At 60.7% G+C, this 24,758-nt stretch carries 22 protein-coding genes and 1 pseudogene; 22 read left to right on the top strand and 1 reads right to left on the bottom strand.

Going from position 1 to position 24,758, the window contains the following annotated elements; all coding sequences use genetic code 11:
- The first annotated feature begins 5 nt into the window (after positions 1 to 5).
- The 14 genes and pseudogenes from GN234_RS12625 (at position 6) to ispD (ending at position 16,383) form a co-directional block, all read left to right on the top strand.
- Positions 6 to 509 (top strand): OmpH/Skp family outer membrane protein, encoded by a 504-nt coding sequence (locus GN234_RS12625; protein ID WP_003184901.1) that lies wholly within the window; start codon positions 6 to 8, stop codon positions 507 to 509.
- Positions 510 to 512: 3 nt separating this feature from the next.
- Complete coding sequence (gene lpxD / locus GN234_RS12620) at positions 513 to 1,568, top strand: UDP-3-O-(3-hydroxymyristoyl)glucosamine N-acyltransferase (protein ID WP_116831570.1); 1,056 nt, start codon at positions 513 to 515, stop codon at positions 1,566 to 1,568.
- Between the two features lie 105 nt (positions 1,569 to 1,673).
- Positions 1,674 to 2,114: a 3-hydroxyacyl-ACP dehydratase FabZ gene (gene fabZ / locus GN234_RS12615; protein WP_003184897.1), complete on the top strand. Its 441-nt coding sequence runs from the start codon at positions 1,674 to 1,676 to the stop codon at positions 2,112 to 2,114.
- Positions 2,111 to 2,887 carry an acyl-ACP--UDP-N-acetylglucosamine O-acyltransferase gene (gene lpxA / locus GN234_RS12610; protein ID WP_109756634.1) on the top strand — a complete coding sequence of 259 codons (777 nt, stop codon included), beginning with the start codon at positions 2,111 to 2,113 and terminating at the stop codon, positions 2,885 to 2,887. Before fabZ ends, lpxA begins: the two co-directional genes overlap by 4 nt.
- 2 nt (positions 2,888 to 2,889) lie before the next feature.
- Positions 2,890 to 4,020: a lipid-A-disaccharide synthase gene (gene lpxB, locus GN234_RS12605; RefSeq protein ID WP_116831571.1), complete on the top strand. Its 1,131-nt coding sequence runs from the start codon at positions 2,890 to 2,892 to the stop codon at positions 4,018 to 4,020.
- Complete coding sequence (gene rnhB, locus GN234_RS12600; protein WP_116831572.1) at positions 4,017 to 4,676, top strand: ribonuclease HII; 660 nt, start codon at positions 4,017 to 4,019, stop codon at positions 4,674 to 4,676. Before lpxB ends, rnhB begins: the two co-directional genes overlap by 4 nt.
- Positions 4,677 to 4,925: 249 nt before the next feature.
- Entirely contained in the window at positions 4,926 to 8,447 is a 3,522-nt protein-coding gene (dnaE, locus tag GN234_RS12595) for a DNA polymerase III subunit alpha (RefSeq protein ID WP_176688553.1), read from the top strand.
- Positions 8,448 to 8,596: 149 nt separating this feature from the next.
- Complete coding sequence (locus GN234_RS12590) at positions 8,597 to 9,544, top strand: acetyl-CoA carboxylase carboxyltransferase subunit alpha (RefSeq protein ID WP_047701999.1); 948 nt, start codon at positions 8,597 to 8,599, stop codon at positions 9,542 to 9,544.
- A 150-nt stretch (positions 9,545 to 9,694) separates the two neighbouring features.
- Positions 9,695 to 11,021, top strand: a pseudogene (gene tilS, locus GN234_RS12585) (tRNA lysidine(34) synthetase TilS).
- 274 nt (positions 11,022 to 11,295) lie between these two features.
- On the top strand, positions 11,296 to 12,927 hold the full coding sequence (locus tag GN234_RS12580; RefSeq protein WP_109756629.1) for a CTP synthase: 1,632 nt from the start codon (positions 11,296 to 11,298) through the stop codon (positions 12,925 to 12,927).
- 4 nt (positions 12,928 to 12,931) lie between these two features.
- Positions 12,932 to 13,777 (top strand): 3-deoxy-8-phosphooctulonate synthase, encoded by an 846-nt coding sequence (kdsA, locus tag GN234_RS12575; RefSeq protein WP_063322754.1) that lies wholly within the window; start codon positions 12,932 to 12,934, stop codon positions 13,775 to 13,777.
- 162 nt (positions 13,778 to 13,939) lie between these two features.
- Positions 13,940 to 15,229 carry a phosphopyruvate hydratase gene (gene eno, locus GN234_RS12570; RefSeq protein ID WP_072408299.1) on the top strand — a complete coding sequence of 430 codons (1,290 nt, stop codon included), beginning with the start codon at positions 13,940 to 13,942 and terminating at the stop codon, positions 15,227 to 15,229.
- A 171-nt stretch (positions 15,230 to 15,400) separates the two neighbouring features.
- A complete protein-coding gene (gene ftsB, locus GN234_RS12565; protein ID WP_025212129.1) occupies positions 15,401 to 15,679 on the top strand; it encodes a cell division protein FtsB in 279 nt (92 codons plus the stop codon).
- Complete coding sequence (ispD, locus tag GN234_RS12560) at positions 15,676 to 16,383, top strand: 2-C-methyl-D-erythritol 4-phosphate cytidylyltransferase (RefSeq protein WP_109756628.1); 708 nt, start codon at positions 15,676 to 15,678, stop codon at positions 16,381 to 16,383. The genes ftsB and ispD overlap by 4 nt, the downstream gene beginning before the upstream one ends.
- A gap of 153 nt (positions 16,384 to 16,536) precedes the next feature.
- On the opposite strand, the gene GN234_RS12555 is transcribed toward ispD, so the two are convergent.
- Positions 16,537 to 17,433 carry a LysR substrate-binding domain-containing protein gene (locus GN234_RS12555; protein WP_109756627.1) on the bottom strand — a complete coding sequence of 299 codons (897 nt, stop codon included), beginning with the start codon at positions 17,431 to 17,433 and terminating at the stop codon, positions 16,537 to 16,539.
- A gap of 106 nt (positions 17,434 to 17,539) precedes the next feature.
- Here GN234_RS12555 and GN234_RS12550 point away from each other — a divergent pair, with 106 nt between their 5' ends.
- From GN234_RS12550 to rpoS, 8 genes are all read left to right on the top strand, one after another.
- Positions 17,540 to 18,652, top strand: coding sequence for an S-(hydroxymethyl)glutathione dehydrogenase/class III alcohol dehydrogenase (locus tag GN234_RS12550; RefSeq protein WP_024779034.1), 1,113 nt, complete (start codon positions 17,540 to 17,542; stop codon positions 18,650 to 18,652).
- Between the two features lie 8 nt (positions 18,653 to 18,660).
- Positions 18,661 to 19,506: an S-formylglutathione hydrolase gene (gene fghA / locus GN234_RS12545; RefSeq protein WP_176688552.1), complete on the top strand. Its 846-nt coding sequence runs from the start codon at positions 18,661 to 18,663 to the stop codon at positions 19,504 to 19,506.
- A gap of 43 nt (positions 19,507 to 19,549) precedes the next feature.
- Positions 19,550 to 20,023: a 2-C-methyl-D-erythritol 2,4-cyclodiphosphate synthase gene (ispF, locus tag GN234_RS12540; protein WP_176688551.1), complete on the top strand. Its 474-nt coding sequence runs from the start codon at positions 19,550 to 19,552 to the stop codon at positions 20,021 to 20,023.
- Positions 20,020 to 21,078, top strand: a complete 1,059-nt coding sequence (gene truD / locus GN234_RS12535) for a tRNA pseudouridine(13) synthase TruD (RefSeq protein ID WP_109756624.1) — start codon at positions 20,020 to 20,022, stop codon at positions 21,076 to 21,078. Before ispF ends, truD begins: the two co-directional genes overlap by 4 nt.
- Positions 21,066 to 21,815 carry a 5'/3'-nucleotidase SurE gene (gene surE, locus GN234_RS12530; RefSeq protein ID WP_109756623.1) on the top strand — a complete coding sequence of 250 codons (750 nt, stop codon included), beginning with the start codon at positions 21,066 to 21,068 and terminating at the stop codon, positions 21,813 to 21,815. Before truD ends, surE begins: the two co-directional genes overlap by 13 nt.
- Before the next feature lie 41 nt (positions 21,816 to 21,856).
- Positions 21,857 to 22,492 (top strand): protein-L-isoaspartate(D-aspartate) O-methyltransferase, encoded by a 636-nt coding sequence (locus GN234_RS12525; RefSeq protein ID WP_161796107.1) that lies wholly within the window; start codon positions 21,857 to 21,859, stop codon positions 22,490 to 22,492.
- 212 nt (positions 22,493 to 22,704) lie between these two features.
- Positions 22,705 to 23,550, top strand: coding sequence for a peptidoglycan DD-metalloendopeptidase family protein (locus tag GN234_RS12520; RefSeq protein ID WP_116834186.1), 846 nt, complete (start codon positions 22,705 to 22,707; stop codon positions 23,548 to 23,550).
- A gap of 106 nt (positions 23,551 to 23,656) precedes the next feature.
- Positions 23,657 to 24,664: an RNA polymerase sigma factor RpoS gene (rpoS, locus tag GN234_RS12515; protein ID WP_047227588.1), complete on the top strand. Its 1,008-nt coding sequence runs from the start codon at positions 23,657 to 23,659 to the stop codon at positions 24,662 to 24,664.
- The last annotated feature ends 94 nt before the right edge of the window (positions 24,665 to 24,758 follow it).

Raw genomic sequence — 24,758 nt, 5'->3', positions numbered from 1 at the left:
ACATCGTGCGTAAGTTGACTCAATTGGTTCTCCTGGCGACCGTACTGGTCGCAGGTCCGGCTTTTGCCGACATGAAGATCGCCGTGCTGAATTATCAGATGGCCTTGCTGGAGTCCGACGCGGCGAAGAAATACGCCGTGGATGCGGAGAAAAAGTTCGGCCCGCAACTGACCAAGCTCAAGGGCCTGGAAAGCAGCGCCAAGGGCATCCAGGATCGTCTGGTAGCCGGTGGCGACAAGATGGCCCAGGGCGAGCGCGAGCGTCTGGAGCTTGAATTCAAGCAAAAGGCCCGTGACTTCCAGTTCCAGTCCAAGGAGCTGAACGAAGCGAAAGCCGTTGCTGACCGCGAAATGCTCAAGCAACTCAAGCCGAAACTCGACAGCGCCGTGGAAGAAGTCATCAAGAAAGGTGGTTTTGACCTGGTGTTCGAGCGTGGCGCAGTGATCGATGTCAAGCCTCAATACGACATCACGCGCCAGGTGATCGAGCGCATGAATCAGCTGAAGTAATCCATGACAGCGACTATCAAGCTCGGCCAATTGGCCGAGTTCCTCGGCGCCACCCTGCGTGGCGACCCGGAGAAGGCAATTACTGGGCTAGCCACTTTGCAAGAGGCTGGCCCAGCTCAGTTGAGCTTTCTGGCAAATCCCCAATACCGCAAGTACCTGGCCGACAGCCGGGCTGCCGCGCTGTTGCTCAAGGCCGCTGATGCCGATGGGTTTGCCGGCGATGCCCTGATCGTGCCTGATCCGTACCTGGCGTATGCACGAATCTCCCACCTGTTCGACCCCAAGCCCAAGTCGGCTGCTGGTATTCATCCCAGCGCAGTGATTGCGGCGGATGCCGTGGTCGATCCCACGGCCAGCGTCGGTCCGTTCGTGGTCATCGAAAGCGCGGCCCGAATCGGTGCCGGCGTTACGCTGGGCGCCCATTGTGTCATCGGCGCGCGCAGCGAGATCGGCGAAGGCGGCTGGCTGGCGCCACGCGTCACCCTGTACCACGATGTGCGCATCGGCAAGCGGGTCGTGATTCAGTCCGGCGCAGTGCTGGGCGGTGAAGGGTTCGGTTTCGCCAACGAAAAAGGCATCTGGCAAAAGATCGCCCAGATTGGTGGCGTCACCGTTGGCGATGATGTGGAGATCGGCGTCAACACCGCGATCGACCGTGGTGCCCTGGCCGACACGGTCATCGGCAATGGCGTCAAGCTCGACAACCAGATCCAGATCGCCCACAACGTCCAGGTCGGTGATCACACCGCCATGGCGGCCTGCGTGGGCATCTCCGGCAGCACCAGGATCGGCAAGCACTGCATGCTCGCCGGTGGCGTGGGGTTGGTGGGGCATATCGATATCTGTGACAACGTGTTCCTGACCGGGATGACCATGGTGACCCACTCGATTACCGAGCCGGGTGCCTATTCTTCCGGTACGGCCATGCAACCTGCAGCCGAATGGCGCAAGAGCGCGGCCCGTATCCGCCAGCTCGATGACATCGCGCGGCGCCTCAAGCAGGTGGAAAAGCGTGTAGGGGACGTGACCCCTGGCGGTAATGCTTCATCAGATGGCTGATACCATTTCCATATCAAGTGTGCACAGCCGTTAGGGCTTCTTGATTTGCTAGCGGAGTGCGCGTCACTCGTGCGCTCCCAATCTTTACATAGGCTTCCCCCCGAAATGATGGACATCAACGAGATTCGCGAATACCTGCCTCACCGTTACCCGTTCCTGCTGGTGGATCGGGTGGTGGACCTGGACGTTGAAGGCAAGCGCATTCGCGCCTACAAGAATGTCAGCATCAACGAGCCGTTCTTCAATGGCCACTTCCCCGCGCATCCGATCATGCCGGGCGTGCTGATCATCGAGGCAATGGCTCAGGCTGCCGGGATCCTTGGTTTCAAAATGCTCGACGTAAAGCCTGCCGACGGCACGCTCTATTACTTCGTCGGCTCCGACAAGCTGCGTTTCCGCCAGCCGGTCACCCCGGGCGATCAGTTGATCCTCGAAGCCAAGTTCATCAGTTGCAAGCGCCAGATCTGGAAATTCGAATGCCAGGCTTCGGTCGACGGCAAGCCAGTCTGCTCCGCTGAAATCATCTGTGCGGAACGCAAGCTATGAGTTTGATTGACCCTCGCGCAATCATCGATCCGACGGCCGTCCTGGCCGCCGATGTCGAGGTCGGCCCGTGGTCGATTGTCGGCGCAGGTGTGGAAATCGGCGAGGGTACGGTGATCGGTCCCCACGTAGTGCTCAAGGGCCCGACCCGGATTGGTCGTCACAATCGCATCTACCAGTTTTCTTCGGTAGGCGAGGATACGCCCGATCTCAAATACAAAGGTGAAGAGACCCGTCTGGTCATCGGCGATCACAACGTGATCCGTGAAGGCGTGACGATTCACCGTGGCACCGTTCAGGATCGTTCCGAAACGACCCTGGGCGACCACAACCTGATCATGGCCTATGCGCACATCGGCCATGACAGCGTGATCGGCAACCATTGCATCCTGGTCAACAACACCGCGCTGGCCGGCCATGTGCACGTGGATGATTGGGCGATCCTGTCCGGGTTCACCCTGGTGCACCAGTATTGCCATATCGGCGCCCATAGCTTCTCTGGCATGGGCACGGCCATTGGCAAGGACGTCCCGGCCTATGTCACGGTGTTCGGTAACCCGGCCGAAGCCCGAAGCATGAACTTCGAAGGCATGCGTCGTCGTGGTTTCAGCGAAGAGGCGATTACGGCGCTGCGTCGTGCCTACAAGGTCGTGTATCGCCAGGGCCTGACGGTCGAGCAGGCGCTCGCCGAACTGGCCGAGGCCTCGACGCAGTACCCGGAAGTCGCGATCTTCCGCGACTCCATCCAGTCTTCGACCCGCGGCATCACTCGCTGACCATGGCTAACTTGCGTGTTGCACTGGTGGCGGGAGAGGCTTCCGGTGACATTCTGGGCGCCGGTCTGATGCGGGCGCTCAAGGCGCAGCATCCGGCGGTCGAATTCATCGGTGTCGGCGGGCCGTTGATGGAGGCCGAGGGGCTGACGTCCTATTTTCCGATGGAGCGTTTGTCGGTCATGGGGCTGGTGGAAGTGCTCGGTCGCCTGCGCGAGCTGCTGGCCCGACGCAAGAAGCTGATCCAGACCCTGATCGATGAAAAGCCGGATGTGTTCATCGGCATCGATGCCCCGGATTTCACCCTCAATATCGAACTCAAGTTGCGTCAGGCCGGGATCAAGACCGTGCACTACGTCAGCCCGTCGGTCTGGGCCTGGCGGCAGAAGCGGGTGCTGAAGATTCGCGAAGGCTGCGACCTGATGTTGACGTTGCTGCCGTTCGAAGCCCGGTTCTACGAAGAGAAGGGCGTACCGGTGCGGTTCGTCGGGCACACCCTGGCCGATACCATTCCCTTGGAAGCCGACCGCGATGCGGCTCGCCAGGCGTTGGGCCTGCCCGAAGGGCCTCTGGTGGCTTTGATGCCCGGCAGTCGGGGCGGCGAGGTGAGTCGCCTGGGTGGCTTGTTCTTTGACGCCGCCGAACGCCTTCGGGCGCTGCGCCCAGGTGTGCGTTTTGTCTTGCCGTGTGCCAGTGCACAGCGCCGGGCTCAGTTGGAAGCGCTGCTGGTCGGCCGCGATTTGCCGGTGACGTTGCTCGACGGCCGTTCCCATGAAGCGCTGGCGGCTTGCGATGCGGTGTTGATTGCCTCCGGTACTGCTACCCTTGAGGCATTGTTGTATAAACGCCCGATGGTGGTCGCCTATCGCCTGGCACCGCTGACGTTCTGGATTCTCAAGCGCATGGTCAAGAGTCCCTACGTTTCCTTGCCGAACCTGTTGGCCCAGCGCCTGTTGGTGCCGGAGCTGCTGCAGGACGAAGCGACCGCCGAGGCGTTGGCCAACACGCTGTCGCCCTTGCTCGACGGCGGTGAGGAGCAGACCCGGGGCTTTGACGAAATCCACCGTACCCTGCGTCGCGATGCCTCCAACCAGGCCGCAGACGCAGTACTGACCCTGATCGGCGCAAAACCATGAGTAACTCGAAGCTACAGATGGGCCTGGACTTCAACCTGGTTGCCGAAGTGGAAGAGCTGGTGGCCGGTGTCGATGAGGTGGGGCGTGGCCCATTGTGCGGCGCAGTGGTGACGGCGGCGGTGATTCTCGACCCGAAGCGGCCGATCCTTGGCCTCAACGATTCGAAGAAACTCACTGAGGCTCGTCGGGAAAAACTCTACGACGAGATCTGCGAGAAAGCCCTGAGCTGGTGCATCGCCCGGGCCGAAGTCGAAGAAATCGATGAACTCAATATCCTGCACGCCACCATGCTCGCCATGCAGCGTGCCGTGCAGGGGCTGCATATCACGCCGAAGCTGGCGATGATCGATGGCAATCGCTGCCCGAAACTGTCGATGCGCGCCGAAGCGGTCATCCAGGGCGACGGCAAGGTACCGGCCATCGCGGCGGCCTCGATCCTGGCAAAGGTCAGCCGCGATCGGGAAATGAGCGCCTTCGAGCTGATCTACCCGGGCTACGGCATCGGTAGCCACAAGGGCTATCCAACCCCCGTTCATCTGGAAGCCCTGGCGCGCCTGGGGCCAACGCCGATCCACCGGCGTTCGTTCGCGCCGGTGCGGCTGGCTTATGAAGCGCGTGAAGGTCTGATCGTCAGCAGCCAGTGCCCTGTGTCTTAAGGGCAACACCGCTTTTGTGGCGAGGGAGCTTGCTCCCGCTGGGCTGCGCCGCAGCCCCCTGGGTGAAATTGCAATTGCAGGTGTGGGTGCTACGCACCCAAACGGGAGCAAGCTCCCTCGCCACAAGCAAGCTCCCCTCGCCACGGATTCAATCTCTCAAGTGAACAACATGGGTTGCAGGCTGATGTTTTACCCAAGGCCCGGTACAATCCGGGCCTTGTTGTTTTCATGACTTAACGCAGGATCACTATGCCGGCTTCATTCGTTCATCTACGCCTGCACACTGAATACTCCCTGGTCGACGGTCTGGTGCGGATCAAGCCCCTGGTCAAGACCCTGGTGGGCATGAGCATGCCTGCCGTGGCGGTCACCGACCAGAACAACATGTGTTCGCTGGTCAAGTTCTACAAGGCCTCCATGGGTGCCGGGATCAAGCCGATCTGTGGGGCCGACCTGTGGCTGTCGAACAAGGACCCGGATGCCCCGCTGAGCCGTATCAGCCTGCTGGTGATGAACGCCGTGGGTTATCGCAACCTCACCGAACTGATCTCCCGTGGCTTTATCGACGGCCAGCGCAATGGTTCGATCATCATCGAGCGCGAGTGGGTGGCCGAGGCCAGCGAAGGGCTGATCATGCTGTCGGCGGCCAAGGAAGGTGAAATCGGCCTGGCCCTGCTCAGTGGCAACCCCGAGGAAGCCGAGACCCTGGCCCGTGACTGGATGTCGGTGTTCCCGGACCGCTTCTACATCGAGGTGCAGCGCACCAATCGTCCCAACGACGAAGAGCACCTGCATGCCGCCGTGGCCCTGGCCGACAAGATCGGCGCGCCGCTGGTGGCGACCAACGACGTGCGCTTCATCAAGCAGGAAGACTTCGAGGCCCACGAAACCCGTGTCTGCATCGGTGAAGGTCGCGCCCTCGATGACCCGCGACGTCCAAAGAACTACAGCGACCAGCAATACCTCAAGAGCGCCGAGGAAATGGCCGAGTTGTTCAGCGACCTGCCCGAGGCGCTGGAAAACACCGTCGAGATCGCCAAGCGCTGCAACATCGAAGTGAAGCTGGGCAAGCACTTCCTGCCCAACTTCCCGATTCCCGATGGCATGACCATCGACGAGTATTTCCGCAAAGTGTCCTTCGACGGCCTGGAGGAACGCCTCAGCGTCCTGCTGCCCAAGGACACCACTGAAGATTATGAAGCCAAGCGCCAGGTCTATGTCGACCGCTTGAATTTCGAGCTGGATATCATCATCCAGATGGGCTTCCCCGGCTACTTCCTGATCGTGATGGACTTCATCCAGTGGGCCAAGAACAACGGCGTGCCGGTGGGCCCTGGCCGTGGGTCGGGCGCCGGGTCGCTGGTGGCCTACGTACAGAAGATCACCGACCTCGATCCGCTGGAATATGACCTGCTGTTCGAACGTTTCCTCAACCCGGAACGGGTGTCCATGCCCGACTTCGACGTCGACTTCTGCATGGACGGTCGCGACCGGGTGATCGACTACGTGGCCGAGAAATACGGTCGCAACGCGGTGAGCCAGATCATCACGTTCGGTTCCATGGCCGCCAAGGCTGTGGTGCGCGACGTGGCGCGGGTGCAGGGCAAGTCCTACGGTTTGGCGGATCGTCTGTCGAAGATGATCCCGTTCGAAGTCGGCATGACCCTGGAAAAAGCCTACGAGCAGGAAGAAATCCTGCGGGACTTCATCAAGGTCGATGAAGAAGCCGCGGAAATCTGGGAGATGGCGCGCAAGCTCGAAGGCGTGGTGCGTAACGTCGGCAAGCACGCCGGGGGCGTGGTGATCGCGCCGACCAAGCTGACGGACTTCTCGCCGATCTATTGCGACGAAGAGGGCGACGGCCTGGTGACCCAGTTCGACAAGGATGACGTCGAGGCGGCGGGCCTGGTGAAGTTCGACTTCCTCGGCCTGCGGACCCTGACCATCATCGACTGGGCCCTGAAGACCATCAACCGTGACCGGGCCAAGGTCGGCGAAGAGCCGCTGGACATCGCCTTCATCCCGCTGGATGACAAGCCGACCTACAGCCTGCTGCAAAAAGCCGAAACCACGGCGGTGTTCCAGCTCGAATCCCGGGGCATGAAAGAGCTGATCAAAAAGCTCAAGCCCGACTGCCTGGAAGACCTGATCGCACTGGTGGCCCTGTTCCGTCCGGGCCCGTTGCAGTCGGGCATGGTGGACGACTTCATCAACCGTAAGCACGGTCGCGCCGAACTGGCGTATCCGCATCCCGACTACCAGTACGACGGCCTCAAGCCGGTGCTGGCGCCGACCTACGGCATCATCCTGTACCAGGAACAGGTGATGCAGATTGCCCAGGTGATGGCCGGCTACACCCTCGGTGGCGCGGACATGCTGCGCCGAGCCATGGGTAAGAAAAAGCCCGAGGAAATGGCCAAGCAGCGTGGCGGTTTCATTGAAGGTTGCGCGAACAACGGTATCGATGCGGACCTGGCCGGTAACATCTTCGACCTGGTGGAAAAGTTCGCTGGCTACGGCTTCAACAAATCCCACTCCGCCGCCTATGGCCTGGTGTCCTACCAGACCGCGTGGCTGAAGGCCCATTATCCAGCGCCGTTCATGGCCGCGGTACTGTCGGCGGATATGCACAACACCGACAAGGTCGTGACCTTGATCGAAGAAGTGCGGACCATGAAGCTGCGCCTCGACGCACCGGACGTGAACGCTTCGGAGTTCAAGTTCACGGTGAACGACGAAGGTCGCATCATCTACGGTCTCGGTGCGATCAAGGGCGTGGGCGAGGGCCCGGTGGAGGCCATCACCGAAGCGCGCCAGGACGGGCCGTTCAAGGACCTGTTCGATTTCTGCGCCCGGGTCGACCTCAAGCGCATCAACAAGCGCACCCTCGACGGTTTGATCCGCAGCGGGGCATTGGACCGCCTGGGGCCATACTTCCAGGATGAGCCCAAGGCCTACCAGGCTAACATCGACCGCAATCGCGCGGTGTTGCTGGCAGCCATGGAAGAAGCGATCAAGGCCGCCGAACAGACCGCCCGCACCCACGATAGCGGTCACGCCGACCTGTTTGGCGGGCTGTTCGTCGAAGAGGACGCCGATGTCTACGGCAACCATCGCAAGGCCAAGGAACTGACCCTCAAGGAACGCCTCAAGGGTGAGAAAGACACCTTGGGCCTGTACCTCACCGGGCACCCGATCGATGAATACGAAGGCGAGATCCGCCGCTTCGCCCGCCAGCGCATCATCGACCTCAAGCCGGCTCGCGATACGCAGACCGTCGCCGGCATGATCATCGCCCTGCGGGTGATGAAGAACAAAAAGGGCGACAAGATGGGCTTCATCACCCTCGACGACCGCTCCGGGCGCATCGAGGCTTCGTTGTTCGCCGATGCGTTCCACTCGGCGCAATCGCTGCTGCAGACCGACGCGATGGTGGTGGTGGAAGGCGAGGTCAGCAATGATGACTTTTCCGGTGGCCTGCGGCTGCGGGTCAAGCGGGTGATGAGCATGGAAGATGCCCGTACCAACCTGGCCGAGAGCCTGCGCCTGAAGTTGCAGACCCAGGATCTCAAGGGCGATCAGCTACGCTGGTTGGGCGAATTGTTCAAGCGCCATCGCGGTGCCTGCCCGATCACCATGGAGTACGTGCGCCCCGATGCCAAGGCTGTGCTGCAGTTCGGCGAGGGCTGGCGAATCGATCCGGCGGATGCGTTGATTCAAGCCTTGCGTGACCAGTTCGGCAAAGACAACGTCTTCCTCCAATACCGTTGACGGCCAGGGGCCATTCTTGAAACCGGAATGCCCCTGATCTCGACCCGAATTTTTAATCTCGACCTGAACGCGCCTCTCCCTTAAGGTAGGCGCGAATAGACAACCGGCCGGCCCAAGCTCTCTTGGACGTCGACCCAAGACGGACGCCTATGAACCCGAATTTTCTAGATTTCGAACAGCCGATCGCCGACCTGCAAGCCAAGATCGAAGAGTTGCGCTTGGTCGGTAATGACAATTCGCTGAATATCGGCGATGAAATCTCTCGTCTGCAGGACAAAAGCCGCACGCTGACCGAAGACATCTTCGGCAAGCTGACCAGCTGGCAGATCGCCCGCCTGGCGCGTCATCCACGTCGTCCCTACACCTTGGACTACATCGAGCACATCTTTACCGAGTTCGATGAGTTGCATGGCGACCGTCACTTCTCCGACGACGCCGCGATCGTCGGCGGTGTCGCCCGCCTGGAAGACCAGCCGGTGATGGTGATCGGTCACCAGAAAGGCCGTGAAGTGCGCGAGAAGGTACGCCGCAACTTCGGCATGCCGCGTCCGGAAGGCTACCGCAAGGCCTGTCGCCTGATGGAAATGGCCGAGCGCTTCAAGATGCCGATCCTGACGTTCATCGATACACCGGGCGCCTACCCGGGCATCGACGCCGAAGAGCGCAACCAGAGCGAGGCGATTGCCTGGAACCTGCGGGTCATGGCTCGCCTGAAAACCCCGATCATCGCCACTGTGATCGGCGAAGGCGGTTCGGGCGGTGCGCTGGCCATCGGGGTCTGCGATCAACTGAACATGCTGCAATATTCCACTTATGCGGTGATCTCGCCGGAAGGCTGCGCCTCGATCCTGTGGAAAACCGCCGAGAAGGCGCCGGACGCGGCTGAAGCCATGGGCATTACTGCCGAGCGTCTCAAAGGCCTGGGCATCGTCGACAAAGTGATCAACGAGCCAGTGGGCGGCGCCCACCGCGACCCGGCTGCGGCGGCGGCACTGATCCGCGCTGAGCTGAGTTCGCAACTGTCGATGCTCAAGAAGTTCGACAACGACGCGCTGCTGGCTCGTCGTTACGAGCGGTTGATGAGCTACGGTCTCTGATCTGACCAAGCTTCCAGCAGTTGTGGGGGGCCAGTGTGGGAGCGGGCTTGCTCGCGAAAGCGGTTTAACATTCAACCCATGTGTTGACTGATTCACCGCCTTCGTGAGCAAGCCCGCTCCCACATTTGATTTGTGCCAAGGCTGATACCCATGAACACAAGCATCGACCTGCCCACCCGGCTCCTCACACAGCTATCCCCCTGGCGCAACGCCGCTACCTGGCGCATCGCCTTCTCCGGCGGCCTCGATTCCACCGTCCTGCTGCACCTGCTTGCGTCCCTGGCAAAAAACCCAAACCCTGCCGCCCCTGAGTGCTATCCACATCCATCATGGCCTCCAGGCTGTGGCCGATGCATGGCCGGACCATTGTCGTTCGGTCTGCAACGCGCTTGGGATGCCGCTTGAGGTAGTGAGCGTGCAAGTCCAGCCCGGCGCCAGCATCGAGCGCGCTGCCCGGGACGCTCGTTATGGTGCCTTCGTGGCGGCGCTCCGCAGCAATGAAGTGCTGCTTACCGCCCAGCACCGCGACGACCAGGCCGAAACCCTGTTGTTTCGTTTGCTGCGTGGGGCAGGGGTGAGGGGCTTGGCGGCGATGCCGAGGCAGCGTCCGCTGGGCCAGGGCTGTTTGCTGCGACCCCTGCTCGACGTGTCCCGCGCTGAGCTGGAGGCCTATGCGACGCAACAAGGCTTGAGCTGGATCGAAGATCCCTCCAACGACGACCACCGTTACGCGCGCAATTATCTGCGCCAACGGGTTTTTCCAGTGCTGGCCGAGCAATGGCCGCAAGCTTCGGCGACCCTGGCCCGCAGCGCTGCGCACATGGGCGAAGCCCAAGGTTTGCTGGATGATCTGGCGCGGATCGACCTGGCCCAGGCCGCGCCCCCGGACGCGTTCGATTGGCTTGGTCTGCAATCCCTGGCGCTGGCGCCTTTGCGGGCGTTGTCGCCGGCCCGTCAGCGTAACGCGTTGAGCCATTGGTTGGCGCCGATGACCCTGCTGCCCGACAGCGATCACTGGTCGGGCTGGGATTCGTTGCGCGATGCCGCAGACGATGCCCGGCCGATCTGGCGGCTGGCCGGTGGTGAGTTGCACCGGGCCGCCGGGCGGGTCTGGTGGTTATCCGACCACTGGCTATGTCCGGTGTCAGGCGCCGTCGGCTGGGCGGATCCGGTGGTTGCGCTGTACTTGCCGGGCAATGGTCGGGTGGCACTCAACGGCAAGCCACCTGCGGGACCGCTTTGCGTGCGCTATCGTCAAGGCAGCGAGGTGATGGCGTTACCGGGTCGTGGTCATCGTGACCTCAAGCGTTTGCTCAATGAAAAGGGCGTGCCGGCGTTCGTTCGCGGCCGATTGCCGCTGCTGTATCAGGGCGAGCAATTGCTGGCGGTGGCCAACCTGGCCGGGCTCGATGCGCCGGTTGATGGCAGTTGGCAATTGATCTGGACGCCAGGAAGCCAAGATCTGGGTTTGAGCTGAAAGGGGCTTTCCGGTAGACTACGCTCCCTTCTTGATACAACTTCTGTGGATTCGCCTGAATTGCAGGAGTTGCCGATTACCAAGCAGTCTTTGCTGGGCGATTCCAAAAAATGTGTAGCGAGCAACGTACCGGTGATTTCACTTCCGGTCTGTCCCAACGCGGCGGTTTTTTTGAAAGGTGCACTGTGATTAATGCAGGTGATCGGGGGCTTCGGCCTTCCTTCGCTTTCCCCGGCGGCTCGGACCGCTTTAACGCAGACTTCTAGGGTTTTTCATGACGCGCTACATATTCGTCACGGGCGGTGTTGTTTCTTCATTGGGGAAAGGCATTGCCTCGGCTTCATTGGCGGCCATCCTGGAGGCGCGGGGACTTAAGGTCACCATGCTCAAGCTGGACCCGTACATCAACGTTGACCCGGGCACCATGAGCCCGTTCCAGCACGGTGAAGTGTTCGTCACCCATGACGGCGCCGAGACCGACCTGGACCTGGGCCACTACGAGCGGTTCATCCGCACGACCATGACCCAGAACAACAACTTCACCACCGGCCGTGTCTACGAACACGTGCTGCGCAAAGAGCGCCGTGGTGACTACCTGGGCGCGACCATCCAGGTCATCCCGCACATCACCGACGAAATCAAGCGCCGCATCATCAAGGGTGCTGGCGATGCCGACGTGGCGATGGTCGAGATCGGCGGCACCGTGGGCGACATCGAGTCGCAACCGTTCCTCGAAGCCATCCGCCAGTTGCGTTTCGAGATCGGCGCCAAGCGCGCGATGCTGATGCACCTGACGCTGGTGCCGTACATCGCCACCGCGGGTGAAACCAAGACCAAGCCAACCCAGCACTCGGTCAAGGAACTGCGTTCCATCGGCCTGCAGCCGGATGTGCTGATCTGCCGCTCCGATCACCCGATCGACATTTCTTCGCGTCGCAAGATCGCCCAGTTCACCAACGTTGAAGAGCGCGCGGTCATCGGCCTGGAAGACGCCGACACCATCTACAAGATCCCGGGCATCCTGCACTCCCAGGGCCTGGACGATTTCGTCGTCGAGCGCTTCGGCCTGCAGTGCGCTGGCGCCGACCTGTCCGAATGGGATGCCGTGGTCGATGCCAAGCTCAACCCGGAACACGAAGTCACCATCGCCATGGTCGGCAAGTACATGGAACTGCTGGACGCCTACAAGTCGCTGATCGAAGCGATGAGTCACGCCGGTATCAGCAACCGTACCAAGGTCAACCTGCGCTACATCGATTCCGAAGACATCGAGAACCAGGGCACCGGCCTGCTCGAGGGCGCCGATGCGATCCTCGTGCCGGGCGGCTTCGGCCTGCGGGGCGTGGAAGGCAAGATCACGGCCGTGCAGTACGCTCGCGAAAACAAGGTGCCTTACCTGGGTATCTGCCTGGGCATGCAAGTGGCGGTCATCGAGTTCGCCCGTAACGTATTGGGCTGGAAAGACGCCAACTCCACCGAGTTCGACCGTGCCAGCGGCCATCCGGTCGTGGGCCTGATCACCGAGTGGGAAGACGCCACCGGTGCCGTGGAAATCCGTACCGAAGCTTCCGACCTGGGCGGCACCATGCGCCTCGGCGCCCAGGATTGCCTGCTCGAAGCCGGCTCCAAGGTGCACGATTGCTACGCCAAGGATGTGATCGTCGAGCGTCACCGTCATCGCTACGAAGTGAACAACAACCTGCTGCCGCAACTGATCGAGGCCGGCCTGAAGATCTCCGGTCGTTCCGGTGACGGCGCGTTGGTGGAAGTGGTCGAGGCGCCGGATCATCCATGGTTCGTCGCCTGCCAATTCCACCCCGAGTTCACCTCGACGCCACGGGACGGTCATCCACTGTTCAGTGGTTTCGTGAAAGCCGCTTTGGCTCAACACCAGAAAAAGGCATAAGACGATGGCCCAGAAGATCATTCGTGTCGGCGACATCGAGGTTGCCAACGACAAGCCCATGGTGCTGTTTGGCGGCATGAACGTGCTGGAAAGCCGCGACATGGCGATGCAGGTCTGCGAGGAATACGTGAAGGTCACCCAGAAACTGGGTATCCCTTATGTCTTCAAGGCCAGCTTCGACAAGGCCAACCGCTCGTCCGTGACGTCCTACCGTGGCCCGGGCCTGGAAGAAGGCATGCGGATCTTCCAGGACATCAAGCAAGCCTTTGGCGTTCCGATCATCACCGACGTCCACGAGCCAGTCCAGGCCGCGGTCGCCGCCGAGGTCTGCGACGTCATCCAGTTGCCGGCCTTCCTGTCGCGCCAGACCGACCTGGTGGTCGCGATGGCCAAGACCGGTGCGGTGATCAACATCAAGAAAGCCCAATTCCTCGCGCCCCAGGAAATGAAACACATCCTGAGCAAGTGCGAAGAGGCCGGCAATGACCAGTTGATCCTCTGCGAGCGTGGTTCGAGCTTCGGCTACAACAACCTGGTGGTGGACATGCTCGGCTTCGGCATCATGAAGCAGTTCGAATACCCGGTGCTCTTCGACGTGACGCACGCCTTGCAGATGCCTGGCGGTCGCTCCGACTCCGCCGGTGGTCGTCGCGCCCAGGTCACCGACTTGGCCAAGGCTGGCATGAGCCAGTCCCTGGCCGGTCTGTTCCTCGAGGCCCACCCTGATCCGGACAACGCCAAGTGCGACGGCCCTTGTGCCTTGCGCTTGAACAAGCTGGAACCTTTCCTGTCTCAGCTCAAGGCATTGGATGAGCTGGTCAAGAGTTTTCCGACGATAGAAACCGCGTAACGCGGTTTTCTCCGGTAAAGTACCGCTCGATTATCGCTCTGGCCCGCTGGCCGCACTGCTCTTGTGGGTGCATGGCTTGCCAGCGATGGCGTCCTTGAGGTCCCCATCGCCGGCAAGCCGTGCTCCCACAGCGTTTTCGTCAACTTTGGAGTGTTTACAACAATGGCAAAAATCGTCGACATCAAAGGTCGTGAAGTTCTCGACTCCCGTGGCAACCCCACTGTCGAAGCGGACGTGCTTCTCGACAACGGCATCATCGGCAGCGCCTGCGCGCCGTCCGGTGCTTCCACTGGCTCGCGCGAAGCGCTGGAGCTGCGTGATGGCGACAAGAGCCGTTACCTGGGCAAGGGCGTACTCAAAGCCGTCGCCAACATCAACGGTCCGATCCGTGAGCTGTTGCTGGGCAAGGATCCTGCCGACCAGAAAGCCCTCGATCACGCAATGATCAAGCTCGACGGTACTGAAAACAAAGCCACCCTGGGCGCCAACGCGATCCTCGCCGTATCCCTGGCCGCTGCCAAGGCCGCTGCCCAGGACCAGGACCTGCCGCTGTACGCCCACATCGCCAACCTCAACGGTACCCCGGGCGTCTACTCGATGCCGGTGCCGATGATGAACATCATCAACGGTGGCGAGCACGCCGATAACAACGTCGACATCCAGGAATTCATGGTGCAGCCGGTTGGCGCCAAGACCTTCTCCGAAGGCCTGCGCATGGGCACCGAGATTTTCCATCACCTCAAGGCTGTGCTCAAAGCCCGTGGCCTGAGCACCGCTGTTGGCGACGAAGGTGGTTTCGCTCCGAACCTGGCCTCCAACGAAGACGCGCTGAAAGTGATCTCCGAAGCCGTGGCCAACGCTGGCTACAAGCTGGGCACCGACGTGACCCTGGCCCTGGACTGCGCTGCCAGTGAGTTCTTCGAAGACGGTAAATACAACCTGTCTGGCGAAGGCCAGGTGTTCACCGCCGAAGGTTTCGCCGACTACCTCAAGGGCCTGACCGAGCGTTACCCGATCATCTCCATCGAGGATGGTCTGGACGAATCCGACTGGGCTGGCTGGAAAATCCTCACCGACAAGATCGGCGAGAAAACCCAGCTGGTGGGTGACGACCTGTTCGTGACCAACACCAAGATCCTGAAAGAGGGCATCGACAAGAAGATTGCCAACTCGATCCTGATCAAGTTCAACCAGATCGGCACCCTGACCGAAACCCTGGAAGCCATCCAGATGGCCAAGGCCGCCGGCTACACTGCCGTGATCTCCCACCGCTCCGGCGAAACCGAAGATTCGACCATCGCCGACCTGGCCGTGGGCACTGCGGCGGGCCAGATCAAGACCGGTTCGCTGTGCCGTTCCGACCGCGTTTCCAAGTACAACCAACTGCTGCGTATCGAAGAGCAGTTGAACGGCAAGGCCAAGTACAACGGTCGCGCCGAGTTTCGCGGCTAAGCAGTAAATGGTAAAAAGACAGCGGATTGTGTCGAAAAGGTCGCCTTGGCGGCGGTTTTGCTTCTAATCTGATGCCTTATCAAGCACAAGCCTGGTTTTTCCAGGCTTCGTGCTATCAGACGTTTCAAAGTTTGGCATGGCTGTCTTTTTTCACTGGATACCTGATATTCGATGCGCAGTCCCAATTGGTTGTTTCTTGTCTTGCTCCTGTTGCTGGCCGGCCTGCAGTACCGCCTGTGGGTGGGCAATGGCAGTCTGGCGCAAGTGGCCGACCTGACTCAGCAAATAGCCGATCAGCATGCGGAAAACGAAGCATTGCTGGAGCGCAATCGGGTGATGGACGCTGAGGTCAGTGAGTTGAAAAAAGGCATGGAGACCGTAGAAGAGCGGGCTCGTCATGAACTGGGCATGGTCAAGGAGGGTGAAACCCTCTACCAGTTGGCCCAATGAGTATCCGTTTGCCGGCCTTCTGGGCCGTGATTCCTGCCGCGGGCGTCGGTGCCCGTATGGCCGCGGACCGTCCCAAGCAATACCTGCAGTTGGGCGGGCGCACAATTCTCGAACACAGCCTTGGCTGTTTCCTCGATCACCCGACCGTTAAAGGCGTGGTGGTCAGCGTTGCCCACGATGATCCTTACTGGCCGACCCTGGCCTGCGCCAACGACCCGCGCATCCAGCGCGTGGACGGTGGCGAGCAGCGTTCGGACTCCGTGCTCAATGCTTTGCTGCATCTGCACGAACAGGGTGCCGACGATTACGATTGGGTGCTGGTGCATGACGCCGCCCGGCCCAACCTGGCCCGGGATGACCTGGATACATTGCTCAGTGAACTGGCGAACGACCCGGTCGGCGGCCTGCTGGCCGTCCCGGCGCGCGATACCCTCAAGCGTGTCGACAAGCAGGGCCGCGTGCTGGAAACCGTTGATCGCAGTGTGATCTGGCAAGCCTACACGCCACAGATGTTCCGCCTCGGCGCCTTGCATCGGGCCCTCGCCGATAGCCTGGTGGCGGATGCGCTGATTACCGACGAAGCGTCCGCCATGGAATGGGCGGGGCAGGCGCCACGGTTGATCGAAGGGCGGGCCGATAACATCAAGGTCACTCGGCCGGAAGATCTGGAGTGGTTGCGCCAGCGCTGGGCGAATCGGCATTAACCAGAGATGCGGCACGTCCTGAATCGCCATCGCGAGCAGGCTCGCTCCCACAAGGGATCTTGGCTGTACACAAAATTTGCAGGCACTGAAGATCCAATGTGGGAGCGAGCCTGCTCGCGATAGCAATCGCTCAGACAACCCGAAAAACCAGTGCTACCCTCGATACTCCGGTCGCTGCGCCAATCCCTCCTTCAAGTAATCCACCAACTTGCGCACCTTCGGCGACAGATGCCGCTGCTGCGGATATAGCGCCCACACCGCCGTATTCGGCGGCTGATGAGCCTCCAACAGCGAGATCAACGCGCCGCTGTGCAGATGTTCCAGCACGTAATAATCCGGCAGTTGGCACAACCCGACCCCTTGCAGCGCCGCATCGAGCACCGCTTGCCCACTGTTGCAGCGCCAGTTTCCTTGTACCCGCTGGGAAAATTCCCGCCCGTTCTGCTCTAACTGCCAAATGTCGGAACTGCCGATCAAGCAATTGTGGCGGCTCAGTTCCGACAAACTATGGGGTCGGCCATAGCGTTCCAGATAAGAAGGTGAAGCGCACAAGTACATGCGCCGGGGTGCCAGACGCGTAGCGACCAGGCGCGAGTCCTGCAAGCGACCCAGGCGAATCGCCAGGTCCAGGCCCTCATGCACCAAGTCCAAAGGCCGGTTGCTCAGCTCGATGTCTACCCGCAACTGTGGATAAAGGCCCATGAACCGCGTCACCAGCGGCACGATAAACCGTTCGCCATAGGCCACGGCGCAGGTCATTCGCAGCATGCCCTTGGGTTCGCTGGTGAGATCGCCCACCGCTCGCAACGCTTCCTCGCGGCCATCCTGCAGGCGCTGGCAGTGCTGCAAAAAAGTCTGCCCGGCCTCGGTGAGGGTGACCCGGCGGGTGCTGCGGTAGAGCAACCGTGTCTGAAGGCGTTCTTCGAGCCGTACGATTTGTCGACTGATATGGGAAGACGAAACCCCAAGACGTTCGGCTGCGGCGGTGAATTGACTGCATTCGGCCACGGCGACGAATTCGTCGATCCCTTCCCAGCGGTTGTCGGACATAACGATTATCCCTGTGCAGCAATAATGTTTTGCTTTTGGTTGGATTATTCATCGTCCAGTGGAGGATTACACTCCCGGTCTTGTTTTTATTTGCTGGAGAACCCGGATGATCAAGTCGCGCGCTGCCGTTGCCTTCGAGGCCAAGAAACCCCTGGAAATCGTTGAAGTCGACGTCGCCATGCCCAAGGCGGGCGAAGTGCTGTTGCGTGTGGTGGCTTCCGGTGTCTGCCACACCGATGCCTATACCTTGTCGGGCGCTGACCCGGAAGGAATCTTCCCGTCGATCCTCGGCCATGAAGGCGGCGCCATTGTCGAAGCCATCGGCGAAGGCGTGACGTCGGTGGCGGTGGGTGACCATGTGATCCCGCTGTACACGCCGGAGTGCGGCCAGTGCAAATTCTGTAAGTCGGGCAAGACCAACCTGTGCCAGGCGATTCGCGCCACCCAGGGCAAAGGCCTGATGCCGGACGGTACTTCGCGTTTTTCCTACAAAGGCGAGACGATTTTCCACTACATGGGCACCTCGACGTTCTCGGAGTACACCGTGTTGCCGGAGATCTCCGTCGCGAAGATCCCAAAAGAAGCGCCGCTGGAAAAAGTCTGCCTTCTGGGTTGTGGCGTCACCACTGGCATTGGCGCGGTGATCAACACCGCCAAGGTCAAGCCGGGTGACACCGTGGCGATCTTCGGCCTGGGCGGCATCGGCCTGTCGGCGGTGATTGGCGCGGTGAAGGCCAAGGCCTCGCGCATCATCGCCATCGACATCAACCCGGCCAAGTTCGAAATCGCCAAGCAACTGGGCGCCACCGATTGCGTCAACCCGAAAGACTTCGACCGTCCGATCCAGGAAGTCATCGTCGACATGACTGACGGCGGCGTGGACTTTTCCTTCGAGTGCATCGGCAATGTCCAATTGATGCGTGCTGCGCTGGAGTGCTGCCACAAAGGTTGGGGCGAGTCGGTGATCATCGGTGTCGCCGGGGCCGGCCAGGAAATCGCCACCCGTCCATTCCAATTGGTGACCGGACGCGTCTGGCGCGGCTCGGCGTTTGGCGGCGTGCGTGGTCGCAGCGAGTTGCCAAGCTATGTGGAAATGGCCGAGAAGGGCGAGATCCCGCTGGATACTTTCATCACCCACACCATGGGCCTGGAAGATATCAACAAGGCATTCGACCTGATGCATGAAGGCAAGAGCATCCGCACCGTCATCCATTTCTGAGGTCGGTCATGAGTCTGGAAAACATTTCCTGCCAGAAAAGCTTCGGCGGCTGGCACAAGCGTTACCGGCACCGTTCCGAAGTGCTCGGGTGCGACATGGTGTTTGCCGTATACCTGCCGCCGCAAGCCGAGCAGGGCGGCAAGTTGCCGGTGCTGTATTGGTTGTCCGGGTTGACCTGCACCGACGAAAACTTCATGCAAAAGGCCGGTGCCCAGCACATGGCCGCCGAGCTGGGCCTGATCATCGTTGCGCCGGACACCAGCCCACGAGGCGCCGATGTGCCGGGCGATCCGGACGGTGCCTGGGATTTCGGCCTGGGGGCGGGCTTTTATCTGAACGCCACGCAGGAGCCGTGGGCCCGGCACTATCGGATGCATGACTACGTGGTGCAGGAATTGCCGACACTGGTCGAAGCGCATTTCCCGGCCTCGGATAAACGCGGCATCAGTGGTCATTCCATGGGTGGCCATGGCGCGTTGATCTGCGCCTTGCGCAACCCGGGGCGTTACCGTTCGGTGTCGGCCTTTTCGCCGATCAACAATCCGATGGATTGCCCATGGGGCCAGAAAGCGTTCTCTCGTTACCTGGGGGAAGACCGCTCGAAATGGCGCGAATGGGATGCCTGCGCGCTGATCTCCGAAGCCGACGAGAAACTGCCATTGCTGGTGGATCAGGGCGATCGCGATGATTTCCTGGCTAATCAGCTCAAGCCCGAAGCCCTGCAGCAAGCCGCCAAGGCCGCTGGTCATCCGCTGGAGTTGCGCCTGCAACCGGGCTACGACCACAGCTACTTCTTCATCGCCAGCTTCATTGACGACCACTTGCAGCATCATGCGCGCGCTCTAAACGCCTAATGCAGGTAGAATCACGCCCTGATAAAAATCGGGGCGTTTTTTTATGCGTATTGGCCACGGCTACGATGTTCACCGTTTCGCTGAAGGCGACTTCATTACTCTGGGCGGCGTGCGGATCGCACACGGCTTCGGGCTGCTCGCGCATTCTGACGGTGATGTCCTGCTGCACGCCTTGAGCGATGCACTGCTCGGCGCGGCTGCCCTGGGTGACATCGGCAAGCACTTCCCCGACACCGACCCGCAATTCAAGGGTGCCGACAGCCGTGTGCTGCTGCGTCATGTTGTCTCGCTGATCCACGCCAAGGGCTGGAAAGTCGGCAATGTCGATAACACCATCGTTGCCCAGGCCCCCAAGATGGCGCCGCACATCGAAGCGATACGCCGGTTGATCGCCGAGGATCTTCAAGTTGAGTTGGACCAAGTGAACGTGAAAGCCACCACCACCGAGAAGCTGGGTTTCGTCGGTCGCGAAGAAGGCATTGCCGTCCACTCCGTTGCCTTGTTGCTGCGCCCATGACTGAACTGGAACTGTTGGGGCCGCGGGCCTATGGCGAGTCGTTGGGCAGCGCGGTACTCAAGGCCAGCGCTGAAGATTTCCAGGTCGATGAAGTGCTCGACATTCCGTTGACCGGCGATGGCGAGCACCTGTGGATCTGGGTTGAAAAACGAGGCTTGAACACCGAAGAAGCGGCCCGGCGAATCGCCAAGGCCGCTGGCGTGCCGTTGCGCACTGTCAGCTACGCCGGGCTCAAGGACCGCCAGGCCTTGACCCGCCAGTGGTTCAGCGTCCAATTGCCGGGCAAGGCCGATCCGGACTTGTCGGCGGCAGAGAATGACACACTGAAGATCCTCAAGACCGCACGCCACAGGCGTAAGCTGCAACGCGGCGCGCACTCGGCCAACGGCTTTACCTTGCGCCTGACCCAATTCAAGGGCGACACAGCGGCGATCGACGCGCGCCTGCAACAGATTGTCCGTCAGGGCATCCCCAACTATTTTGGCGCCCAGCGCTTCGGGCATGACGGTGGCAATGTCGTCGATGCCCGTGCCTGGGCGGCGCGCAAGGCCTTGCCGGAGCAGCGCAATGTGCGCTCGCGGCTGCTGTCTACCGCCCGCAGTTTTCTGTTCAACCAGGTGTTGGCGGCGCGGGTCGCCGACGGTACCTGGCAGAAAGCCCAGGTGGGCGACTTGCTCGCATTCACCGATAGTCGCAGCTTCTTCCCGGCCGGCGAGGCTGAGTGCAGCGATCCACGCCTGGCGATCCTCGATCTGCACCCGACCGGGCCGCAGTGGGGCGAGGGGCCTTCGCCTGCCGCCGGTGCGACGTTCGAGCTGGAACAAGCCGTCGCAGCGGGCGAGGCCGATTTGCGCGACTGGTTGATAAACACGGGAATGAGTCACGAACGTCGCATCCTGCGACTGCCCATTGGCGGGCTGTCGTGGCATTATCCCTCGCCTGACATTCTGCAACTGGAATTCGTCCTGCCGGCCGGATGTTTCGCCACTGTCTTGGTGCGCGAACTCGTCGATCTGGTGCCGGTGGGGCAGACGGACAGCCCATGCGTATTCTGATTTCTAACGACGACGGGGTGACTGCACCCGGTCTTGCCGCGCTTTATGCTGCGCTGGCGGATTTTGCCGAGTGCGTGGTCATCGCCCCGGACCAGGACAAAAGCGGCGCCAGCAGCTCGCTGACGCTCGACCGTCCGTTGCACCCCTGCTATCTGGACAACGGTTTCATCAGCCTCAACGGCACACCGACCGATTGCGTGCACCTGGGGATCAACGGGTTGCTGGAACGCGCGCCGGACATGGTGGTGTCGGGCATCAACCTGGGGGCCAACCTGGGGGATGACGTGCTGTATTCCGGCACGGTCGCCGCGGCCCTGGAGGGACGCTTCCTGGAAAAACCATCGTTTGCCTTTTCGTTTGTTTCACGCCAGGTCGACAACTTGCCTACCGCCGCCTACTTCGCCCGTAAATTGGTCGAGGCCCACGGTGCGCTGGACCTGCCGCCACGTACGGTGCTGAACGTGAATATCCCCAACCTGCCGCTCGATCACATCCGCGGCATCCAGCTCACTCGCCTGGGCCACCGTGCCCGCGCCGCCAAACCGATGCACGTCGTCGACCCGCGCGGCAAGGCCGGTTACTGGATCGCCGCCGCCGGTGATGCCGAAGACGGTGGGCCGGGCACCGATTTCCATGCGGTCATGCAAGGTTATGTCTCGATCACGCCGTTGCAACTGGACCGTACCTTCAACGACGCCTTTCGAAATCTCGATGGCTGGCTGGAGGGGCTGCGCTGATGGCTCGTGAGCAAGACGATATGCTGCGCCGCGGAATCGGCATGACCTCCCAGCGCACCCGTGAACGACTGATCCAGCGTCTCTATGAAGAAGGCCTGTCCAACGCCCAGGTGTTGGAGGTGATTCGCCGAACGCCGCGTCATCTGTTCGTCGATGAAGCCCTGGCTCATCGCGCCTATGAAGATACGGCATTGCCGATCGGCCACAACCAGACCATTTCCCAGCCGTACATGGTGGCCCGCATGAGCGAGTTGCTGCTGGAGGCGGGGCCGCTGGACAAGGTGTTGGAGATCGGTACCGGTTCGGGTTACCAGACGGCGGTGTTGTCGCAGTTGGTGGAACGGGTGTTTTCCGTTGAGCGGATCAAGGTATTGCAGGATCGCGCCAAGGAGCGCCTGGTTGAGTTGAACCTGCGCAACGTGGTGTTTCGTTGGGGCGATGGCTGGGAAGGCTGGCCGGCCCTGGCGCCGTATAACGGCATCATTGTGACCGCGGTGGCCACCGATGTACCCCAGGCCCTGTTGGATCAACTTGCTCCTGGTGGGCGGCTGGTCATTCCAGTAGGGGCCGGCGAGGTTCAGCAATTGATGCTGATCGTGCGTGAAGAACACGGTTTCTCGCGGCATGTCCTGGGTGCGGTGCGATTCGTGCCGTTGCTCAACGGGCCGTTGGCCTGAGCATTTATAAACAGACGCTGAATTCTGCGGCATCGGTTGTGTCTTACAGCGGCGCTGCTTTATGAAACAGCGGGCAACGGTATCGAGCAAACGTGTGCGGCGGCACTTGGCGCCTCATTAATAGAGACGCGTTCGCTGCCAGCTATATTTGTATGTATTTCTGCCTGGACAGGCAGTTTCCCATTTTTCAGCCACCACAAAGGGAGCGGCGGGTGAGTCTCACAGTCATTGCGCAGCGTATGGGTATCACGAGCTTTCAGCGCCTGTTGACTGGCCTTGTCTTGAGCACTTTGCTGGTCGGATGTTCCAGTACACCATCGGGTAATGTCCGGGTTGTCGATCGCAACAGTGCAGCACCACAACGTCCTACAGTAACGACCGGCCAGTATGTAGTCCGTCGCGGCGATACGCTGTTTTCCATCGCTTTTCGCTATGGCTGGGACTACAAGGCCCTTGCGGCGCGTAACAACATTCCTGCGCCTTATACGATCCACCCCGGTCAGACGATTCGCTTCGATGGCCGTAGCGGTTCAACGCCTACCGCAGTGGTGACGCAGTCGGGATCGACGGCATCGTCGTCGAGTAAAACCACGGTCATTCGCCGCCCGGCGGGGGCTGCAACGGCGACAGTACCGTCCGTCGCGAGCAAACCGACCCCCGCTCCGATGCCTCCGGCAGGCCCCGCCCCGACAGGCTGGGGATGGCCTTCTAATGGCGTTCTTATTGGAAAATTCTCTTCAAACGGTAGTTTGAATAAAGGAATTGATATCGCCGGGGATTTGGGACAGCCTGTTTTAGCCGCGTCTGATGGCACGGTTGTGTACGCCGGGAGTGGTTTGAGGGGCTACGGCGAACTCGTGATCATCAAACACAGCGATACCTACGTCAGTGCCTACGGTCACAACCGCAGGCTGTTGGTTCGGGAGGGGCAGCAGGTCAAGGTCGGACAGACAATTGCCGAAATGGGATCGACGGGAACGGACCGGGTGAAACTGCACTTTGAGATTCGCCGACAAGGTAAACCAGTAGATCCGCTGCAATTCCTGCCACGTCGTTGATTTGATTGTCAGCCTGTTCCGTCACGTAGAGGGAACAGGCTCCAGCGTTGCCAAGGATAAAGGCGTCGCTTGAGCTTGAGGTCGAACTCACCAAAGGACTATAACAATGGCTCTCAGTAAAGAAGTGCCGGAGTTTGACATCGACGATGAGGTTCTCCTTATGGAGACCGGCATCGCTATGGATTCGATGTCGAATGATGAAGGGGCGACTCCACCTTCCGTTCGTGCCAAATCCAGACACTCCGCTTCACTTAAACAACATAAGTACATCGATTACACCCGGGCGCTGGACGCCACTCAGCTGTACCTCAACGAAATCGGGTTCTCGCCGCTGCTCTCCCCCGAGGAAGAAGTTCATTTTGCGCGGCTGTCGCAAAGTGGCGACCCGGCCGGTCGAAAACGCATGATTGAAAGCAACTTGCGCCTGGTGGTGAAAATCGCCCGACGCTATGTCAATCGCGGGCTTTCGCTGCTGGACCTGATCGAAGAGGGCAACTTGGGCCTGATTCGCGCCGTGGAAAAATTCGACCCCGAACGCGGCTTCCGTTTCTCGACCTACGCCACTTGGTGGATCCGCCAGACCATCGAACGGGCGATCATGAATCAGACCCGGACCATCCGGTTGCCGATCCATGTGGTCAAGGAACTGAACGTCTACCTGCGGGCCGCCCGTGAGTTGACCCAGAAACTCGACCATGAACCCTCACCCGAAGAAATCGCCAACCTGCTGGAGAAACCGGTAGGTGAGGTCAAGCGCATGCTTGGGCTCAACGAGCGGGTGTCCTCGGTGGACGTTTCACTGGGGCCGGACTCGGATAAAACCCTGCTCGACACCCTCACCGACGATCGCCCCACGGACCCGTGCGAGCTACTTCAGGATGATGACCTTTCCCAGAGCATTGACCAGTGGCTTTCGGAACTGACCGACAAGCAACGGGAAGTGGTGATTCGCCGATTCGGTTTGCGGGGTCATGAAAGCAGCACCCTGGAAGATGTTGGCCTGGAGATTGGCCTGACCCGTGAGCGGGTCCGGCAGATCCAGGTAGAGGGCCTCAAGCGTCTGCGAGAGATCCTGGAGAAAAACGGCTTGTCGAGCGAGTCGCTGTTCCAGTGACATGAAGCTCAGTGCAACAGCGAAAGCCCCGAATGGTTCGGGGCTTTTTCGTTTCTGCGGTGACTGCTTTCCAATCTCATTCTATTTGTAGTTT

Source organism: Pseudomonas bijieensis, assembly GCF_013347965.1.
In the GTDB taxonomy this organism is placed as follows: Bacteria; Pseudomonadota; Gammaproteobacteria; order Pseudomonadales; family Pseudomonadaceae; genus Aquipseudomonas; species Aquipseudomonas bijieensis.
Note: the sequence above shows the minus strand (reverse complement) of the source record. Positions and strands in the feature narration are given on the sequence as shown.

What these genes read in the sequence shown, in the direction of transcription:
- lpxD (WP_116831570.1), top strand. Translation starts at nt 513, where the DNA reads ATGACAGCGACTATCAAGCTCGGCCAATTGGCCGAGTTCCTCGGCGCC.
- ftsB (WP_025212129.1), top strand. Translation starts at nt 15,401, where the DNA reads ATGCGCAGTCCCAATTGGTTGTTTCTTGTCTTGCTCCTGTTGCTGGCC.
- kdsA (WP_063322754.1), top strand. Translation starts at nt 12,932, where the DNA reads ATGGCCCAGAAGATCATTCGTGTCGGCGACATCGAGGTTGCCAACGAC.
- dnaE (WP_176688553.1), top strand. Translation starts at nt 4,926, where the DNA reads ATGCCGGCTTCATTCGTTCATCTACGCCTGCACACTGAATACTCCCTG.
- lpxB (WP_116831571.1), top strand. Translation starts at nt 2,890, where the DNA reads ATGGCTAACTTGCGTGTTGCACTGGTGGCGGGAGAGGCTTCCGGTGAC.
- fabZ (WP_003184897.1), top strand. Translation starts at nt 1,674, where the DNA reads ATGATGGACATCAACGAGATTCGCGAATACCTGCCTCACCGTTACCCG.
- rnhB (WP_116831572.1), top strand. Translation starts at nt 4,017, where the DNA reads ATGAGTAACTCGAAGCTACAGATGGGCCTGGACTTCAACCTGGTTGCC.
- GN234_RS12550 (WP_024779034.1), top strand. Translation starts at nt 17,540, where the DNA reads ATGATCAAGTCGCGCGCTGCCGTTGCCTTCGAGGCCAAGAAACCCCTG.
- ispF (WP_176688551.1), top strand. Translation starts at nt 19,550, where the DNA reads ATGCGTATTGGCCACGGCTACGATGTTCACCGTTTCGCTGAAGGCGAC.
- eno (WP_072408299.1), top strand. Translation starts at nt 13,940, where the DNA reads ATGGCAAAAATCGTCGACATCAAAGGTCGTGAAGTTCTCGACTCCCGT.
- ispD (WP_109756628.1), top strand. Translation starts at nt 15,676, where the DNA reads ATGAGTATCCGTTTGCCGGCCTTCTGGGCCGTGATTCCTGCCGCGGGC.
- fghA (WP_176688552.1), top strand. Translation starts at nt 18,661, where the DNA reads ATGAGTCTGGAAAACATTTCCTGCCAGAAAAGCTTCGGCGGCTGGCAC.
- lpxA (WP_109756634.1), top strand. Translation starts at nt 2,111, where the DNA reads ATGAGTTTGATTGACCCTCGCGCAATCATCGATCCGACGGCCGTCCTG.
- rpoS (WP_047227588.1), top strand. Translation starts at nt 23,657, where the DNA reads ATGGCTCTCAGTAAAGAAGTGCCGGAGTTTGACATCGACGATGAGGTT.
- GN234_RS12525 (WP_161796107.1), top strand. Translation starts at nt 21,857, where the DNA reads ATGACCTCCCAGCGCACCCGTGAACGACTGATCCAGCGTCTCTATGAA.
- GN234_RS12590 (WP_047701999.1), top strand. Translation starts at nt 8,597, where the DNA reads ATGAACCCGAATTTTCTAGATTTCGAACAGCCGATCGCCGACCTGCAA.
- GN234_RS12580 (WP_109756629.1), top strand. Translation starts at nt 11,296, where the DNA reads ATGACGCGCTACATATTCGTCACGGGCGGTGTTGTTTCTTCATTGGGG.
- surE (WP_109756623.1), top strand. Translation starts at nt 21,066, where the DNA reads ATGCGTATTCTGATTTCTAACGACGACGGGGTGACTGCACCCGGTCTT.
- truD (WP_109756624.1), top strand. Translation starts at nt 20,020, where the DNA reads ATGACTGAACTGGAACTGTTGGGGCCGCGGGCCTATGGCGAGTCGTTG.
- GN234_RS12555 (WP_109756627.1), bottom strand. Translation starts at nt 17,433, where the DNA reads ATGTCCGACAACCGCTGGGAAGGGATCGACGAATTCGTCGCCGTGGCC.